We start from the raw sequence: 14,956 nt of genomic DNA on the forward strand, positions 1-14,956 counted from the left end.
TGGGGTGCAGTTCATGGCGAAGTACGATGTGAAGTTCAAGCTATCTGTATTGAAGCTGATGAAGCAGGATCAGCTACCGCCGCGTCACTGACACGTTCAAGCAGGCAGATCATTGGCATCAAATTTGTGCATGTGATTTCTAGGAAGCCTCCGTGAAGACGACATCTCTACTTTTGCGAACATTTGGCAAAACTGTAGCGAATACAAGTATCGCGGCAGCCGCGAGCAAGCTTGCCGAAATTGGTCGAGTTACCAGCACACTCCAGCTCCCGTTCGACAACATAAGGGTTCGCAGAAGGTATTCCTCCATTAGTGGCCCCAATATCACTCCAAGAAGAAGTGGTGTTGCCTCCAATGCTAAGCGGTTCATTACGAAGCCAAACAATCCAAATAATCCAAGAAGCCAAACGTCAAACACACTATTGTTGGTCGTGTAAACACCGAAAGCGCAGAACATGACGATTGCTGGGAAGAGCCAACGATATGGCACTGCTACTAATCGGACCCAAATGCCGACAAGAGGTAGATTGAGGATAATGAGCATCACATTTCCTACCCACATCGAGGCTATCAGACCCCAAAATAAGTCGGGATTGGTACGCATTACCTCCGGCCCCGGTTGAATACTATGAATGGTCAGCGCGCCCACCATTAGGGCCATCACGGCATTTGGTGGAATGCCAAGCGTCAACAATGGAATAAAGGAGGTCTGAGCACTAGCATTATTTGCTGACTCCGGCCCGGCGACGCCGCGGATATTGCCATGTCCCAGAGGCAGTTCTCCGGCCTTGAGCTTGACCTTCTTTTCCCATGTGTAGGCGGCGAATGCTGCTAGAAGCGCACCTCCTCCGGGAAGGACCCCTAAAATCGAACCAATTGTTGTGCCCCGAAGCACCGCCGGTGCCATCTCACGCAAATCCTGTCGAGTGGGCATTACGCCCTCCACCTTCGCACTTTGTAGGCCACGATAGCCGCTGTCAGTGCAGAGATTGGAAACAATCTCTCCGAAACCGAAAACTCCCATCGCGACCACGACAAAGTCAATCCCGTCAGCCAGCTCCGGAACTCCCAGAGAGAATCGGGTAACACCGGATGTAACATCCATGCCAACGGTGCCTATTAACATTCCGACCATAATCATTCCAATTGCTCGGAGTAGCTCTCCCGAGGCCAAGACAACGGCACCAACTAGGCCAAGTACCATCAACGAAAAGTATTCAGCAGTCCCAAATTTAAATGCAAGCTCTGTCAGCGGTCGAGCGAAGACCGCAATCACCAGAGTGCCAACCGTACCGGCAACAAACGACCCAATACCAGCAGCAGCCAGGGCTGGCCCTGCACGCCCCTTTTTCGCCATTTGGTGACCGTCTAGCGTCGTAACAACTGAAGATGACTCGCCAGGAAGATTCACTAAAATTGCGGTAGTCGAACCGCCATATTGGGCACCGTAATAAATTCCAGCCAACATAATCAGCGCCGAGACCGGCGAAAGGCTGTAAGTCATCGGCAGCAGCATCGCAATCGTGGCCACAGGTCCTACACCAGGCAGCACACCAATCAGTGTACCCAGCAGGCAACCTACAAAGGCATACAACACGTTGTGCACGGTCAGCGCAACGCTGAACCCGAGGGATAAGTTATCCAGAAATTCCATTTGTGCACCTATGTCAGCTCGAAAAATAGTTGGGCCATGCTGCAATCGGCATGCCCATCGCCAGTACGAAGACTATGTAGAAGAACGCCGAAAGAACGCCAGCCAGAATGAGTGCTGGCTTGGTGCGATGCTCATTGCTAGCCATGCTTGCGACGAATGTGGCGGCGAAGACCGCCGGAACCAGTCCTTGCTCTGTGATACCGATGCTTGACACCCCCTTCAGTAGAATCGCAAAGAGAAAGTTCGATGCCAACACGTAAATCAACGGGCGCAGATTTCTCGCCTTTTCAACGTCAAAATTGAAAAAAGGGCGTTGAGGCCAGTCCGCCTGCAACAACACCAGTAATCCAATGGCTACCAGAACCGAACTCAATAGCACCGGGAAGTAGGCCGGCCCCATGCTTGCAGAAGTACCAAGGGGGTAATGGCGCCATGCTCCGATGCCGAACAGTAGCCCGACACCTGCAAAGAGAATTCCGGTAAAGAATCTTTGTTGACCCTCTTTCATCGCTGTCCCTTTAGCTGTTCTGCTCTTGACGGGCACCGACATGAATTGACTCGGGTCTCTTAAGACCTAAGCGGTCGCGCAAAGTTGCTCCCTCGTACTCCTGACGGAAGATGCCGCGACGCTGCAATTCGGGGATGACGTGCTTCGCGAAGTCTTGCAGACCACCAGGGAATGATGGCGCCATGACGTTGAAGCCATCTGCTGCCTCTCCTTCAAGCCATTCCTGCATCTGGTCAGCAACCTGCTCCGCAGTACCGACCACCGTCCAATGGCCTCGTGCTGGTGCCGTACGTTCATAGAGCTGGCGAATAGTCAGCCCATCACGGTATGCTGTTTGAGACAGCAACTGGAAGCGTGCCTTGTGTCCTTCTGGTTCCTTGAGGTTTTTCGGGAACAGGCCATCAATCGGATAGGGCTTTAGGTCGATACTGCCCATCTGGGATGAGAGTAGACCCACACCCACTTCAGGTGGGAGCAATGCCTGCAGCTCCTCCAACTTCTCCTGAGCGTGCGCCTGGCTTTCGCCAACGACGACGAACATCCCCGGCATAATCTTCAATTCGTCTGGATTCCGACCGTACTTCGGCATGCGAGACTTCAAGCTTTTATAGAACGCATGGGCTGTATCGTAGTTTTGCTGCGCAGTGAACACTACCTCCGCGGTCTTTGCGGCCAATTCTTGTCCAGGCTCGGAGGAGCCCGCTTGAACGACGATAGGATGCCCTTGCGGCGTTCTAGCGATATTCAAAGGTCCAGCTACTTGGAAGTGTTTTCCCTTGTGATTGAGCGCATGGAGCTTTGATGGATCAAAGTAACGCCCACTCTGCTTATCGATGAGAAATGCATCATCCTCCCAGCTTTCCCAAAGGCCCTTAACCACGTGAACGTATTCTTCTGCCTGCTCGTAACGAAGGGCATGAGGCGTTTGGCGCGCCAGTCCGAAGTTATAGGCTTCTGTGTTTGAGGCTGAAGTCACGACATTCCAACCTGCCCTACCCTTACTCAGATGGTCAAGTGATGCGAACTTTCGAGCAAGGTTGTATGGCTCGTGATAGCTGGTCGAGGCGGTGGCAATCAGCCCGATATGCTTGGTTACGACCGCCAATGCAGAGAGCAGGGTAAGAGGCTCAAAGAACACAGCTCGCGCAGACCGTTGTTGCACCTCGATGTCTTCGCCACTGGCTTGGTTGATACCGATGTGGTCTGCGAGGAATAGCGCATCGAATTTCGCTGCTTCAGCGATGCCGGCGATTTCGCGGTAATAGCTGAAGTCCAAGGCCCTATTGGCCGGTACATTCGGATGCCTCCAAGCGGCGATATGGTGGCCAGTGTTTAAAAGGAAGGCATTCAGCCTCAGCATTTTCTTATTGGTGGTCATAACGATTTCCTGCGAGCGTCGATTCTGATTACTGCTGAATACCTGTGTCTTTGACAGCCTTGTGCCATTTGCGCACCTCGGACTCCACGAACTTGTGGAATTCGTCTGGGCTTTGGGATACGACACTGGCGCCGGAATCATGGATTACCTTCACAACGTCGGGGTCAGTCAGTGCTTTCCGCGCAGCCGCATTCAATTTCTCGATGATGGGCTTTGGGGTGTGGGCCGGGGCGAACAGACCGGTCCAGTTGTAAAGCACGGCTGATGGATAGCCCAATTCGACAGTAGTTGGTACGTTCGGGAGTAACGGGGAACGTCGGTCCGCGGTCACGGCAAGTGCCTTCAGACGTCCAGCCTCGATAAGAGCCTGCGCTCCAGGCAACGCCGGAGCACCTATGGTGGCTTCGTTAGAGACCACCGCCCTCACCGCTTCAGCTGGCGCACGATATGGGATATGGCGCATGTTCAACTTACCGTCTAGGCGGAGCAACTCGACCACAAAGCGAGAGCCACTAGAGTTTCCTCCGGAACCATAAGTCAGGACTCCTGACTCTTTCCTGGCGCGCGCCGCTACATCGGCCAACGAGTTGAGACCCGATTGAGTGCTGGTGATTATGACCAACGGTGCATCATTGATTTGAGTAATGGGCTCAAAATCCTTCAGGTCGTCATATGGCAGTGATGAATCAATCGACGAAAGCAAGCCGCCGTTCGTGCTGATAGAGCCTACCAGGATGGTATAGCCATCAGGTTCGGCCCTAGCCACAGCTTGAGCGGCGATAGCACCACTTCCACCGGGGCGATTCTCGACCACAATGGTCTGTCTCAGCAGAGCACCAAGCGGCTTACTCAATACCCGCGCCATGACATCAGCGACGGAGCCTGGCGACTGAGGTACGACCAGACGAATCGCCTTTGTCGGATATGTTGCGGGCGCTTCAGCATGGGTCAATGATGTGGCCCCCAGAAAAACGCTACCCAGCAAGGCTCGCTTCACTGCAAGGGTGATTTTCTTGTTCATGTTCGCTCCTACTCTCGCGACAGCTCCGCCGCGTCAGCCACGGCTCCGTCGTTTCATTCAGGTCAAAGGTGGTCGATAATCAGCCGATTTGCGCGATAGCGTCGTCCACCCAGCCACGCGGCCATTCTTTATTGCGAATCTGCTCGGCCCATTTTTCTTCGGTATGCACATGCTTCTTGGCGATTTCGATGATTGCCTCAGCATCGGCCTTGGGCAACACAATGACTCCATCTTCATCTGCAACGACTAGGTCACCGGCGTTCACCACCACGCCACCTGCAGCCACTGGATAGCCGATTTGGCCAGGACCTGACTTCCAAGGGCCATTCGGCGTCAATCCACGGGCGTACACAGGGATTGGCAGCGTTGCCAAGCCAGCCGCATCTCGGGTGGCACCATCGATGATGATGCCGGCGATGCCGCGGGACTCTGCATAGCGCCCCATCATTTCGCCAATAATTGCGTTCTCCAAGGCCCCGCCAGCGTCGCAAACGATGATGTCTCCGGGCTGTGCTATGTCCAGCGCTTTATGCAGGAAGAGGTTGTCCCCAGGGCGCACCTTCACGGTGAACGCCGGGCCTGCCAGGGTCAAAGCCTTCTTGGAGTAGTTTTGGAAACCAGCGCGAAAGCTGAACAGACGATGTGACACATCGCCGATGACCGCTGCAGGAATGCCACGAGCGACCTCAATGATTTGTTTTGAGACACGCTCAAAATCGGGCGAGATACGAGCGCCGAGACGATTAGCTGCCATGATTTCTTCCTTTAATGACTGATGGAAGACGGCATTATTGTTTTTTATTGTATTTTATTGAACTACCCATTTTGCATATATTTAGTATATTTTCGCCGTTGACATCAAAATCATAAAAACAAAAAATATACAATCCCGTAACTTCAAATGATTTCCATGCCAACATCTCCACTTATCAACTCGACTGAACTGCTCCACCTTCAAGGTACGGGCGCCCCACTGTCAATCTTTGACTGTACGTTCGACCTTTCCGACCATGGGAAAGGTCGGCTGCAATATGAAGAGGAACATATTCCTGGGGCCCTCTTCGCGGATATGCATCTTGATTTGAGCGCACATGACAAAGAGGGAGTATCAGGCGGTCGCCATCCGCTGCCAAAGCCAGAAGACTTTGCTCAATGGCTCCGTACCAAAGGAGTTTCAAACGATTCGCTAGTCGTGGTTTATGACCGGAACATGCAGAATTTTTGCGTTCGACTTTGGTGGATGCTCAAGTGGCTGGGGCATTCAAACGTCGCGGTCCTCGATGGAGGACTGAAAGCCTGGCAAGAAAATGGTGGTACGACAACGTCGGCCATTCCCAGGCCGGCGACGGGGAATTTCTCGGTCCGCAAAGGACTTCTGTCATTAGTCGATGCCGACCAGGTACTTTCCAAGTTAAATGCGCCCGACACTCTATTGATTGACGCTCGTGCGCCCGCTCGCTATGCAGGCGCTTTTGAACCGATAGACAGCGTTGGAGGCCACATACCGGGCGCCGTCAACAGACCGTTTGTGTCGAATTTCCTCGATAATGGCACGTTTAAGTCACCAAACGTCCTCCAGGCCGAGTTTTCACAACTAATGAATACAGATACCAAAGTTGTAATCCACTACTGTGGCAGCGGCGTTAGCGCCACTCCCAACATATTGGCCATGGAGTTGGCAGGCTTCGGCTCTCCACTCCTCTATGCTGGCAGCTGGAGTGACTGGAGCAACCGGGCAGATACACCAAAAGAAAAGTCCGCACATGACTACTGCTAATGCCTTGAATCGACGCGGGTCTGCCGAGGAAGTCTACGCTCTTCTCAGAAGACGGATTTCTCTCGGCGAGTACCCTCCCGGCACTCGCCTGAAAGAACTCACACTTTCCGAAGAGCTTGGGATTAGCCGGTCGCCCATTCGCGCTGCATTTCAGCGACTCGAAGATGATGGAATGCTTTTATCCGCCCCGAACAGAGGAGTTCTAGTCGCACCGTGGACGGACTCAGACAATGACGAAGTCTTTGATTTAAGAGCGCATTTGGAATCACATGCCGCGGCACTGGCGGCAGAGCGACGTGACGATGAACACGTAAAAGAGCTTGAGGCGCTCAATTCGAAAATGTCCTTATTGATCCAAAGTAAACATGAGAATTTTCTTACCGACATCCAAGACGTTAATCGACGCTTTCATCAAATTATTGTCAGCGCGGCTCGCTCTCCACGCCTCTCTCACTTCGTCGCGACTCTCATTGACGTGCGCCGAGTGACTGGCTCATTCCTGTACTACACAGACGAGGAGCTATCGACGAGCGTAAACGACCACATTAGCATCACTCGTGCCATTGAGAGAAAAAATGCAAATCTTGCGCGAGCTCTGATGGACGACCATATCAGAGCTACGTGGAAGCGCCTTAAGATAGCAAGGCGAAACTCAGAATAGAACCTATAGATTTTTAAATGAGCGAATTCAAAAAAGAATTGCCAACACCACTGCCAGAAAAATCACATTGAGCGCCATCATATTCCGGTAGGCCATTGCAAAATCTTTGTGGTAGCTATTAGACATCGGCTCGTCGACAGACATTGAGGCTTGCCAGATTTGATGTTCCATTATTCCTCCATTGGATTGACGGCCGACCCTGCATCTTCGGCCGTCATCATCCAAGTTCGAACTACGCTTAGATTAGAGCCTCGTCATACTCGCGCAATTCCATCACGTACCGGGCCTTGCTCAGGCTTCGTCTTCCCCGCGGTAGCCCCTTCGCCGCTCCAATGGTCAGGATTCTTAGCCAGACGAACTCCCAGGAGAGTAACGACTGCGACACCAACGATGTAGTAGGCGATTGGCTGCCAGGTGCCGTATTTCCCTAAGAGGTAAGTGAATGTGAAGGGAGCAATTGCACCACCCAAGAGTCCGCCGAAGGTATAAGCCAGGGAACTACCGGCATATCGACGCTTGGGGCTGAACTGCTCAGACACCAATGCCGCCTGCGGTCCATACATCATTGAGTTACAGAAGAGACCTGCGATTACAGCTGCAATCACGCCGCCGTAACCGACATTCCCCATCAAAGGGAAGAAGATGAACGGCCAAAGCATTGAGCAGACCGCGCCGAATGCATACACCTTGCGACGATTGAGCCGGTCCGAAAGATACGCTGCTCCCGGGACCATGAGTGTCTGCACTGCGGAACCAATCACCACGCTTGTCATTGCTTGACCTGGTGTCAGCCCCTGCTGTTTCGTTGCGTAGGTCAAGATGAAAACCGTCGACATACCGTACATCACGTCTGGGCAGATTCGAACCAATGTCGCAGCAACCAATGAGCGCAACTCGTACTTGAAGACCTCGGTGAGCGGCGCCTTGGTCACCTCGCCTTTATCCCTAAGCTCTTCAAACACTGGTGTCTCTTCTACTTTAAGGCGAATCCACAGACCAAACGCAATCAGGGCGGCAGAAAGCAGGAAGGCGATTCGCCACCCCCAATCCTGGAATTCTTCTGTCGTCAAGAATCCGGCCAGAAGGGCCAAAACCCCGTTTGCCAAGAGATTACCGACCGGAGGGCCTATTTGTGCGGCAGAGCCACGCAAGCCACTATTTTTCGCGTCACCATGCTCGCTGGAAATCAAGACCGCGCCGGCCCATTCCCCGCCAACACCTACTCCTTGGCAAAGACGCAGAAATACCAGAATCGCCGGTGCCCACAATCCGATGGACGCATACCCTGGAATCAAGCCCACACCGAGCGTTGCGATACCAATCAGAAGAAGAGTCCATACCAGAACGTTCTTACGGCCAATGATGTCGCCAAGGCGTCCAAATACTAATCCCCCAATAGGGCGTGCGGCATAACCGACCCCGTAGGTTGCAAATGCGAGCAATGTGCTGGACATCGGGTCTGACGACGGGAAGAACACCTTTCCAAAGATAAGCGCGGAAGCTGTTGAATAAATTGCAAAGTCATACCACTCAAGGCTAGTACCAGTCGCTGAGCCAATAAAGGCTCTTGCTCCTGCAGCCTTTTTTTGTACCGCCGTCCCCTGTTGCATTCGAATCTCCTATTTGTATACACAGACGTATGTAATACGCATACACACTTTATACGCGCAATTTCCACATCGTCAATCTCTTTTTTAATCAAACACTTACATAGATATTGTATGACTCGCGACGGTGCAAAAATCGTGTCACAAGCCTTAAAACGGGGCGATATTTTTTCGGTTTTTACCTCCTTTGCACTTAATCTGTGCGACCAGGAAACCGGTCACTGGAAATCCCATTCTGGGGAGCGCCGAATGATGTATACTCACTGTATGCAAAAAGAAACCACACAATCCAGCCGGGTCCGCGCCTATAACTTCATGCGTGAAGAGTTGCTCCCAGACCCGAGCACACAAGGCACATTCATTACTGAAGAAGATGTCGCGAATCGGATTGGTAATATTTCTCGCACCCCAGTTCGCGAAGCCTTTCTGTTACTCAGTGCAGAAGGCCTAATCGAATTGGTACCTCGTCATGGCGCTTACATTCCTCCTGTCAAATATCAAGAAATTGAAGAGGTTCTGGAATTCAGGGAGATGATTGAAACCAAAGCCGCTCATGACGTAATTGCAAACAATCGCGTCCCAATTGAAGCTATGCAAATAGCGCTTGAGCACCAAGCTCGGGTAACCGGTCATGGCGCCGAGCGAGAGTTCAATCGTTGGGATACTGAATTTCACTTGGCGCTTGTGCGGGGCGCTGGCAACTCTCTGATGACGAAGATTTATTCGGACCTGCGCACTCGTCAGATTCGAATGGGCGTTAGGCTTCTGTTGTCGACCCAAGACCGGCAGCAAGAGGTTATGGCCGAACATCAGGCCATTCTGGATGCACTTAAAGCTCATGATTTGAGTGCAGCCATAGCGGCCCTGAGTGGTCATATTTTGAAAACCGCTGAAGGTCTAAAGAAAATCTGAAGGCGAATAATTACGGCAGTGATGCTTCTTGGAGATATCGATTCTTCAATCCTTGCAATGCCTTTTGGTAGGTATTGCGCACAACAGCGCTGCTGTCCGCGCTAAACTGCAAATCCTGCAATATTCCGTTACCGAGGTCGTAAATCCAGGCATGCACGGTGACGGACTGCTTTCGCTCCCACGCCTCGACAACAACGCTGGTATTGGTGACATTCAGTGCCTGGTCAAGCACATTTAGCTCGCAGGCTGCCGGCCATTGGCGATTAACGGGCAATGTGTCGATCCATTCTCCATGGCGGTCGATGACGTCACGAACATGTCGAACCCAGTTACCGGCTAAGCCAATCTTCAAGTCCTTTAATGCGGCGAATACACCGCCGCAACCAATATGCCCAACGACAATGACATGCTCCACCGCCAGGTGGTCTATCGCATACTGGAGAACAGAGAGGCAGTTGAGGTCAGAATGTGCGACCATGTTCGCGACGTTTCTCTGCACAAAAAGCTCTCCCGGCCGTAAACCAACCAGCTCATTGGCCGGCACGCGGCTATCCGCGCACCCAATCCATAAGTATTTTGGAGCTTGCTGTTGCGAAAGAGAGCTAAAGAACTGAGGGTCTCGGGACTGAACGCCGGAGGCCCATTCTCGATTCTTCTGTAGCAAATCATTCAAAATTCGCGCCATGGTCCGCTCTATTCGTCGATTTCATAAAGCGGCGTACCGAATCCCACACGGGTTCCGTCTGGCACCAGCTGATTCCCCAGTGTCACCGCCGAGCTCTTTGTTACCGCACTCAGTGCAGAGCCAATCCGCAAATATCCAGCGACCTCCGTTGCCACGGTGTCGGCATCATCTGAGTCTGCCGGATGCAATGGATGACGAGCATAGAAAACGCCAGCGTGAGGCGCCTTGATGACAGCAGGGCTCGTTGCCTTATGCTCTTTTGAGGTTTTTTTCCCCAATGGCTCATTGGATGTACCACCGACCTGAGCTTTCAAAATGAGCTTAGAGCTTCCACTTGAAACTTCGCAGGTTCGAATTGAGCTGCGCTCAATTTTCTTGATTAGATATTCAACTTCGACCAGGGAAATCATTTGCTCTGCTCCAAAGTTTGCAAACGCCGTTCAAGATAGTGAATGTCAAATCCGCCATCGACAAATCCACCATCCTTCATCAATCTCTGATGCAAGGGAACATTTGACTCGATGCCTTCGAGGTGCACTTCGTCCAATGCCACCTGCATACGTGCGATGGCCTCATCTCTGGTGTCACCGTGCGCAAGGAGCTTCGCCACTAACGAATCGTACGAAGATGGAACGGTATATCCAGAGTAAAGATGGGATTCAACACGGATGCCCGGGCCACCTGGAGCAATCCACTTGGAAACCATGCCTGGGGATGGCCTGAAATTTTCTGGATTCTCAGCGTTGATTCGGCACTCAATCGCATGCCCAGTGAACTGGATATCTTTCTGAGTAAAAGAAAGCGTCTCTCCACGTGCAATTTTTAACTGCTCTGCGACGATATCTACACCCGTCACCAACTCAGTGACAGGGTGCTCGACTTGTACACGAGTGTTCATTTCGATGAAGAAAAATTCACCGTTTTCATAGAGGAACTCGAACGTTCCAGCACCTCGATAGCCAATCTCCACACAGGCCTTGGCGCAAAGCTCGCCGACTTTCTCAATGGCGACTCGTGGCACTCCTGGCGCCGGCGATTCTTCAATCACCTTTTGGTGGCGCCTTTGCATAGAGCAGTCTCGCTCACCGAGCCAAACAGCATTTCCATGGGAGTCGGCCAACACTTGAATTTCGATATGGCGCGGATGCTCCAAGAACTTCTCGAGATAGACTTCCGGATTGCCAAAAGCTCTTCCAGCCTCCTCTTGGGTCATGGCTATGCCGCTAGCAAGCTCCGCTTTCGAACGAACCACGCGCATTCCTCGACCGCCCCCTCCTCCAGACGCTTTGATGATGACGGGATATCCAATGGCTTCGGCCAAGTCTTCAGCTTCTTTTCCATTTCCACTGAGCGCGTCCCCTGAACCTGGGACACAAGGCACATTTGCATGAAGCATCGCCTTTTTAGCGCTTACCTTGTCACCCATTCTTCGGATAGCAGACGAAGGAGGGCCAATGAAAATTAGTCCAGCTTCCTCTACCGCCTGCGCGAAATTGGCGTTCTCGGACAAGAATCCATATCCAGGATGGATAGTATCGGCACCAGTTAGCTTGGCAGCCAACAGAATTTCTGCTTGGTTCAAATAGCTTTGTGCTGCGGGGCCTGGTCCGATGCAGACTGATTCATCAGCAAGTGATACGTGGCGAAGACCTGCATCCACATCTGAATGAACCGCCACTGTGGCCAGGCCTAGCTTCTTACAGGCTCTCAAGATGCGTAGAGCAATTTCACCGCGATTGGCAATTAGAACTTTCTTCAAGACTCGCCCCCACTTTTCTCAATTTCGAAAAGTACAGCTTGCCCCTCAACATTTGCGGCGTCCTCGACCAGAATTTTCACGATACGGCCTGAAAATTCGGCTTCAACTGGATTGAGCATCTTCATTGCCTCAATAATTCCCAGTTGTTGCCCCTCCTTCACATGGTCGCCAACGCTGACGAACGGAGCGTCTTTAGGAGACGGTGCGCGATAAAAGACACCAGCCAAGGGAGATAGAATTTCCTCCATATTCCTTGGTAAAGATTCTTCCTGAGGAGTCGGTTGCGGTGAATCATTTGGCGTCGCGTCCGATGAGAATGGTGCCACCGGCACTTCTTGTGCTCGAACTTCAGCGTGGCCAGCACCTGGATTCAAGCTCTTACTGAGCCGAATATGCATGCCCTGGTCCAGGTACTCCAACTCCGCCAAAGATGAGCGCTCAAGAATATCGACCAAGCCAGATACGTACTTGATGTCCATGGCCATCTCACACCCCGGCGAATGCTTTAATGGTTACGCCTGCAGTTTCGAGTCGACGGCGAACCTCTGCGGCCATTTCGATAGCGCCTGGCGTATCGCTATGCACGCAAATTGATTCGATTTTGGCGGGAATAAGCTTGCCCGAGATAGTTTCGATACCTCCGGCCTGAACCATCCGCAGCATCCGTGCCGCGGCCTCATTTACATCATGCAGAACGGCGCCAGGCACCTTACGATGAACTAGATGCCCTTCATCTGTGTACGCGCGGTCAGCAAATACCTCTGCGCAAGTTTGCATCCCCATTTCACCTGCGATGCGCTCCAAAGCGCCATTAACGAACGTCAAGATTTTCAACGAAGGGGCGACAGCTTTAATTGCTCTCGCGATGGCCGACGACACTTCCACATCTGTCTGAGTAAGGTTGCCCAGCGCACCATGTGGCTTCACGTAGGTGATGGGGTGCCCTGCATAAGTAGAAAGCGCCTGAGCTGCGCCAATCTGATAAGCAACAACGCGCTCGATTTCGCCAGGTGTAAGAGGAATGATGCGTCGACCGAAACCCCACAGGTCTGGGAATCCTGGATGAGCCCCGACAGCGACACCACGCTCCTTTGCCAATTTGAACGTCTTGGCCATGATTTCAGGGTCGCCGGCATGCATACCACAGGCAATGTTCGCGGAGCTAACGATTTTAAGAATCGCCTCATCGTCGCCCATTCGATATGCGCCGAATCCCTCACCCATATCCGAATTCAAGTCAATGCAAAGTGTGTCAGTCGATGTAGCCATTTTGAACCTCGTATCTTTAAAATTGGTTGAATGTCAGCTGCGTCCGGATAGCAACTCTAAGGACGATTGCAATGAGGCGACTTCTTTTATTTGAGCGGTCGTAAGGTCAATTGCATCACTTTGGCTAATGAGCTCAAAATGCACCGCAATACCAATAGGTGCTTGGGCTAGGCGCCATAAGTCCGCATCAATCACTGTCGCAATCTTTGGGTATCCACCACATGTATTTGCTTCAGCAAGTTGAATAATTGGCTGCCCAGAGGGAGGCACCTGCACTGTGCCGGGAACAATACCGTGCGAGAAAAGCTCGACAGGTTCTCTCAAGTGCAGTGCCTCACCGCTAAGTCGATAGCCTTGTCTGTTGGCGTCAGGGGTGATTTTGTAGTCGGTTGAGACGAAGGCCTCACGAGCTGCCGTATCAAACAGGCCATACTCAGCGGCGGGAATAGCCCGCAAGCGAATTCTTCGTGTTGCAAGCTCTTGCCAAAAATCGGAAAGTCCGTCGGGAAGGACACCTACACCAGCCGTTCCTAGCTTGTTGTATTGAACCTGGCCGCACGCAAGTATTTCGCCTCGCCGCAAGCCTTTTCCCGCGCTGCCACCGAATCCACTTTTCAGGTCTGTCGCACGCGACCCCATAATTTCAGGCACATCAATGCCACCACCGACTGCCAGATATGCTCGAGCGGTATTTTTGGGCTGTTCGATTGTTAGCACCTGGCCAGCCTCTGCACGCCGCGCCCACCAGGGAGACTGGGCTTTCCCGTCAAGCAGAACTCGACTATCCGTTCCCGTACAGGCGAATACTGTCCCCTTCTGAAAGCGCACCTTAAATGGGAACAGATTTATTTCAATGACAGCGGCACCAAGTGGATTACCGACCAAGGCATTGGCAATGACGAATGCCTTCGCATCCATTGCGCCACTTCTTCCTACACCTATGTCCAGGAAGCCTGCGCGGCCAGAATCTTGAACAACATTCGGAGCACCTGACGTTAGAATTTCAATCATTTTTCAATGCTCCTGATACGGAAATGGACTCGGTCGCCAGCGGCGAATAAGCATGGTGTCGGGTTGGTCGCATCAAATACTTTCACGTCCGTCGTGCCGAGTAAGTGCCAGCCTGATGGAGCCGTACATGGCAACACGCCTGCTTGCTGCCCACCGATAATGACCGCACCTTCGGACACTTTCAGGCGTGGTGTCTTCCGACGTGGTTTCGCCAACTGTGGTGGTAGGCCTGTCATGAATGCAAAGCCCGGATACGCGCCAATACACGCAACAGAATATGTCGCAGAACTATGCAATTTCACGTAATCTGCAATCTGTAGGCCTGCTTCTCCAGCTAGCTCAGCAAGGTCCTCTCCATACTCCCCTCCGTATGTCACCGGGATTTCAATATCTAGCCCTGTTCTCTGCTCGACCTCCAAGTTCGCCCAGAGAGAAAGTAGATGTTCGGTCGCATCTATCGGGAAGAAGTTGGTCGGCTCAAAGACCACAAGAAGATTGTTGATGCCGGGTACGGTCTCACGCACGCCAGGCAGCACCCCATCTTCTTTCAGAAGTTTTGCCAGTACCCAGATTTTTTCTTGCGTAATCTGGCTAAATTCCCTTTGCGCCGCGTCCAACAGCAAGCCAAAGCTTCCAGCCGGATGAACCAATACTTTGGCAAAGCCGGCTGCAGCAACTTGCGTGGCCGATTTAATTGAGGCGTTCATTGCATTG

Annotated in this window: 17 protein-coding genes; 3 read left to right on the forward strand and 14 right to left on the reverse strand. The window is 52.2% G+C overall.

Annotated features, from left to right (window positions below):
* Positions 1-139: 139 nt before the first annotated feature.
* The 5 genes from JOD78_RS27610 to JOD78_RS27630 all read right to left on the reverse strand — a co-directional run bounded on the left by JOD78_RS27610 (position 140) and on the right by JOD78_RS27630 (position 5,315).
* Positions 140-1,654: a tripartite tricarboxylate transporter permease gene (locus JOD78_RS27610; RefSeq protein WP_209570128.1), complete on the reverse strand. Its 1,515-nt coding sequence runs from the start codon at positions 1,652-1,654 to the stop codon at positions 140-142.
* A gap of 13 nt (positions 1,655-1,667) precedes the next feature.
* Positions 1,668-2,204: a tripartite tricarboxylate transporter TctB family protein gene (locus JOD78_RS27615; RefSeq protein ID WP_209570130.1), complete on the reverse strand. Its 537-nt coding sequence runs from the start codon at positions 2,202-2,204 to the stop codon at positions 1,668-1,670.
* Complete coding sequence (locus tag JOD78_RS27620) at positions 2,173-3,540, reverse strand: LLM class flavin-dependent oxidoreductase (RefSeq protein WP_209570132.1); 1,368 nt, start codon at positions 3,538-3,540, stop codon at positions 2,173-2,175. Before JOD78_RS27620 ends, JOD78_RS27615 begins: the two co-directional genes overlap by 32 nt.
* A 28-nt stretch (positions 3,541-3,568) precedes the next feature.
* The gene (locus JOD78_RS27625; protein ID WP_209570133.1) at positions 3,569-4,561 is read right to left on the reverse strand and encodes a tripartite tricarboxylate transporter substrate-binding protein; all 993 of its coding nucleotides are present in this window, start codon (positions 4,559-4,561) and stop codon (positions 3,569-3,571) included.
* Positions 4,562-4,640: 79 nt separating this feature from the next.
* Complete coding sequence (locus JOD78_RS27630; protein WP_209570136.1) at positions 4,641-5,315, reverse strand: RraA family protein; 675 nt, start codon at positions 5,313-5,315, stop codon at positions 4,641-4,643.
* A 156-nt stretch (positions 5,316-5,471) separates the two neighbouring features.
* On the opposite strand from JOD78_RS27630, the gene JOD78_RS27635 reads away from it, so the two are divergent.
* Entirely contained in the window at positions 5,472-6,338 is an 867-nt protein-coding gene (locus tag JOD78_RS27635; protein WP_209570138.1) for a sulfurtransferase, read from the forward strand.
* Positions 6,325-6,999: a GntR family transcriptional regulator gene (locus JOD78_RS27640; RefSeq protein WP_209570140.1), complete on the forward strand. Its 675-nt coding sequence runs from the start codon at positions 6,325-6,327 to the stop codon at positions 6,997-6,999. Before JOD78_RS27635 ends, JOD78_RS27640 begins: the two co-directional genes overlap by 14 nt.
* Before the next feature lie 27 nt (positions 7,000-7,026).
* Here JOD78_RS27640 and JOD78_RS27645 read toward each other — a convergent pair whose 3' ends face one another.
* Positions 7,027-7,170, reverse strand: a complete 144-nt coding sequence (locus JOD78_RS27645) for a hypothetical protein (RefSeq protein WP_209570143.1) — start codon at positions 7,168-7,170, stop codon at positions 7,027-7,029.
* Between the two features lie 83 nt (positions 7,171-7,253).
* Positions 7,254-8,609: an MFS transporter gene (locus JOD78_RS27650; RefSeq protein ID WP_209570145.1), complete on the reverse strand. Its 1,356-nt coding sequence runs from the start codon at positions 8,607-8,609 to the stop codon at positions 7,254-7,256.
* Between the two features lie 111 nt (positions 8,610-8,720).
* Here JOD78_RS27650 and JOD78_RS27655 point away from each other — a divergent pair, with 111 nt between their 5' ends.
* Positions 8,721-9,518: a GntR family transcriptional regulator gene (locus JOD78_RS27655; RefSeq protein WP_209570147.1), complete on the forward strand. Its 798-nt coding sequence runs from the start codon at positions 8,721-8,723 to the stop codon at positions 9,516-9,518.
* Positions 9,519-9,528: 10 nt separating this feature from the next.
* On the opposite strand, the gene can is transcribed toward JOD78_RS27655, so the two are convergent.
* Genes can through pxpB form a run of 7 tightly spaced genes read right to left on the reverse strand, consistent with a single transcriptional unit; the run spans position 9,529 to position 14,949 of the window.
* Positions 9,529-10,203: a carbonate dehydratase gene (gene can / locus JOD78_RS27660; protein ID WP_209570149.1), complete on the reverse strand. Its 675-nt coding sequence runs from the start codon at positions 10,201-10,203 to the stop codon at positions 9,529-9,531.
* 8 nt (positions 10,204-10,211) lie between these two features.
* Positions 10,212-10,613: a hypothetical protein gene (locus JOD78_RS27665; protein WP_209570151.1), complete on the reverse strand. Its 402-nt coding sequence runs from the start codon at positions 10,611-10,613 to the stop codon at positions 10,212-10,214.
* On the reverse strand, positions 10,610-11,962 hold the full coding sequence (gene accC / locus JOD78_RS27670; RefSeq protein WP_209570153.1) for an acetyl-CoA carboxylase biotin carboxylase subunit: 1,353 nt from the start codon (positions 11,960-11,962) through the stop codon (positions 10,610-10,612). Before accC ends, JOD78_RS27665 begins: the two co-directional genes overlap by 4 nt.
* Entirely contained in the window at positions 11,959-12,441 is a 483-nt protein-coding gene (gene accB / locus JOD78_RS27675) for an acetyl-CoA carboxylase biotin carboxyl carrier protein (protein WP_209570155.1), read from the reverse strand. The genes accC and accB overlap by 4 nt, the downstream gene beginning before the upstream one ends.
* A gap of 7 nt (positions 12,442-12,448) precedes the next feature.
* Positions 12,449-13,231, reverse strand: coding sequence for a 5-oxoprolinase subunit PxpA (locus tag JOD78_RS27680; protein ID WP_209570156.1), 783 nt, complete (start codon positions 13,229-13,231; stop codon positions 12,449-12,451).
* A 33-nt stretch (positions 13,232-13,264) separates the two neighbouring features.
* Entirely contained in the window at positions 13,265-14,242 is a 978-nt protein-coding gene (locus JOD78_RS27685; protein WP_209570157.1) for a biotin-dependent carboxyltransferase family protein, read from the reverse strand.
* Entirely contained in the window at positions 14,239-14,949 is a 711-nt protein-coding gene (gene pxpB, locus JOD78_RS27690) for a 5-oxoprolinase subunit PxpB (protein ID WP_209570159.1), read from the reverse strand. The genes JOD78_RS27685 and pxpB overlap by 4 nt, the downstream gene beginning before the upstream one ends.
* Between the last annotated feature and the right edge of the window lie 7 nt (positions 14,950-14,956).

Origin of the sequence: Herbaspirillum sp. 1130 (assembly GCF_017833835.1) — a bacterium.
GTDB lineage: Bacteria > Pseudomonadota > Gammaproteobacteria > Burkholderiales > Burkholderiaceae_D > Herbaspirillum > Herbaspirillum huttiense.

Coding starts and splice junctions, on each gene's coding strand:
- JOD78_RS27610 (WP_209570128.1), bottom strand. CDS start 1,654: ATGGAATTTCTGGATAACTTATCCCTCGGGTTCAGCGTTGCGCTGACC.
- JOD78_RS27615 (WP_209570130.1), bottom strand. CDS start 2,204: ATGTCGGTGCCCGTCAAGAGCAGAACAGCTAAAGGGACAGCGATGAAA.
- JOD78_RS27620 (WP_209570132.1), bottom strand. CDS start 3,540: ATGACCACCAATAAGAAAATGCTGAGGCTGAATGCCTTCCTTTTAAAC.
- JOD78_RS27625 (WP_209570133.1), bottom strand. CDS start 4,561: ATGAACAAGAAAATCACCCTTGCAGTGAAGCGAGCCTTGCTGGGTAGC.
- JOD78_RS27630 (WP_209570136.1), bottom strand. CDS start 5,315: ATGGCAGCTAATCGTCTCGGCGCTCGTATCTCGCCCGATTTTGAGCGT.
- JOD78_RS27635 (WP_209570138.1), top strand. CDS start 5,472: ATGCCAACATCTCCACTTATCAACTCGACTGAACTGCTCCACCTTCAA.
- JOD78_RS27640 (WP_209570140.1), top strand. CDS start 6,325: ATGACTACTGCTAATGCCTTGAATCGACGCGGGTCTGCCGAGGAAGTC.
- JOD78_RS27645 (WP_209570143.1), bottom strand. CDS start 7,170: ATGGAACATCAAATCTGGCAAGCCTCAATGTCTGTCGACGAGCCGATG.
- JOD78_RS27650 (WP_209570145.1), bottom strand. CDS start 8,609: ATGCAACAGGGGACGGCGGTACAAAAAAAGGCTGCAGGAGCAAGAGCC.
- JOD78_RS27655 (WP_209570147.1), top strand. CDS start 8,721: ATGACTCGCGACGGTGCAAAAATCGTGTCACAAGCCTTAAAACGGGGC.
- can (WP_209570149.1), bottom strand. CDS start 10,203: ATGGCGCGAATTTTGAATGATTTGCTACAGAAGAATCGAGAATGGGCC.
- JOD78_RS27665 (WP_209570151.1), bottom strand. CDS start 10,613: ATGATTTCCCTGGTCGAAGTTGAATATCTAATCAAGAAAATTGAGCGC.
- accB (WP_209570155.1), bottom strand. CDS start 12,441: ATGGACATCAAGTACGTATCTGGCTTGGTCGATATTCTTGAGCGCTCA.
- JOD78_RS27680 (WP_209570156.1), bottom strand. CDS start 13,231: ATGGCTACATCGACTGACACACTTTGCATTGACTTGAATTCGGATATG.
- JOD78_RS27685 (WP_209570157.1), bottom strand. CDS start 14,242: ATGATTGAAATTCTAACGTCAGGTGCTCCGAATGTTGTTCAAGATTCT.
- pxpB (WP_209570159.1), bottom strand. CDS start 14,949: ATGAACGCCTCAATTAAATCGGCCACGCAAGTTGCTGCAGCCGGCTTT.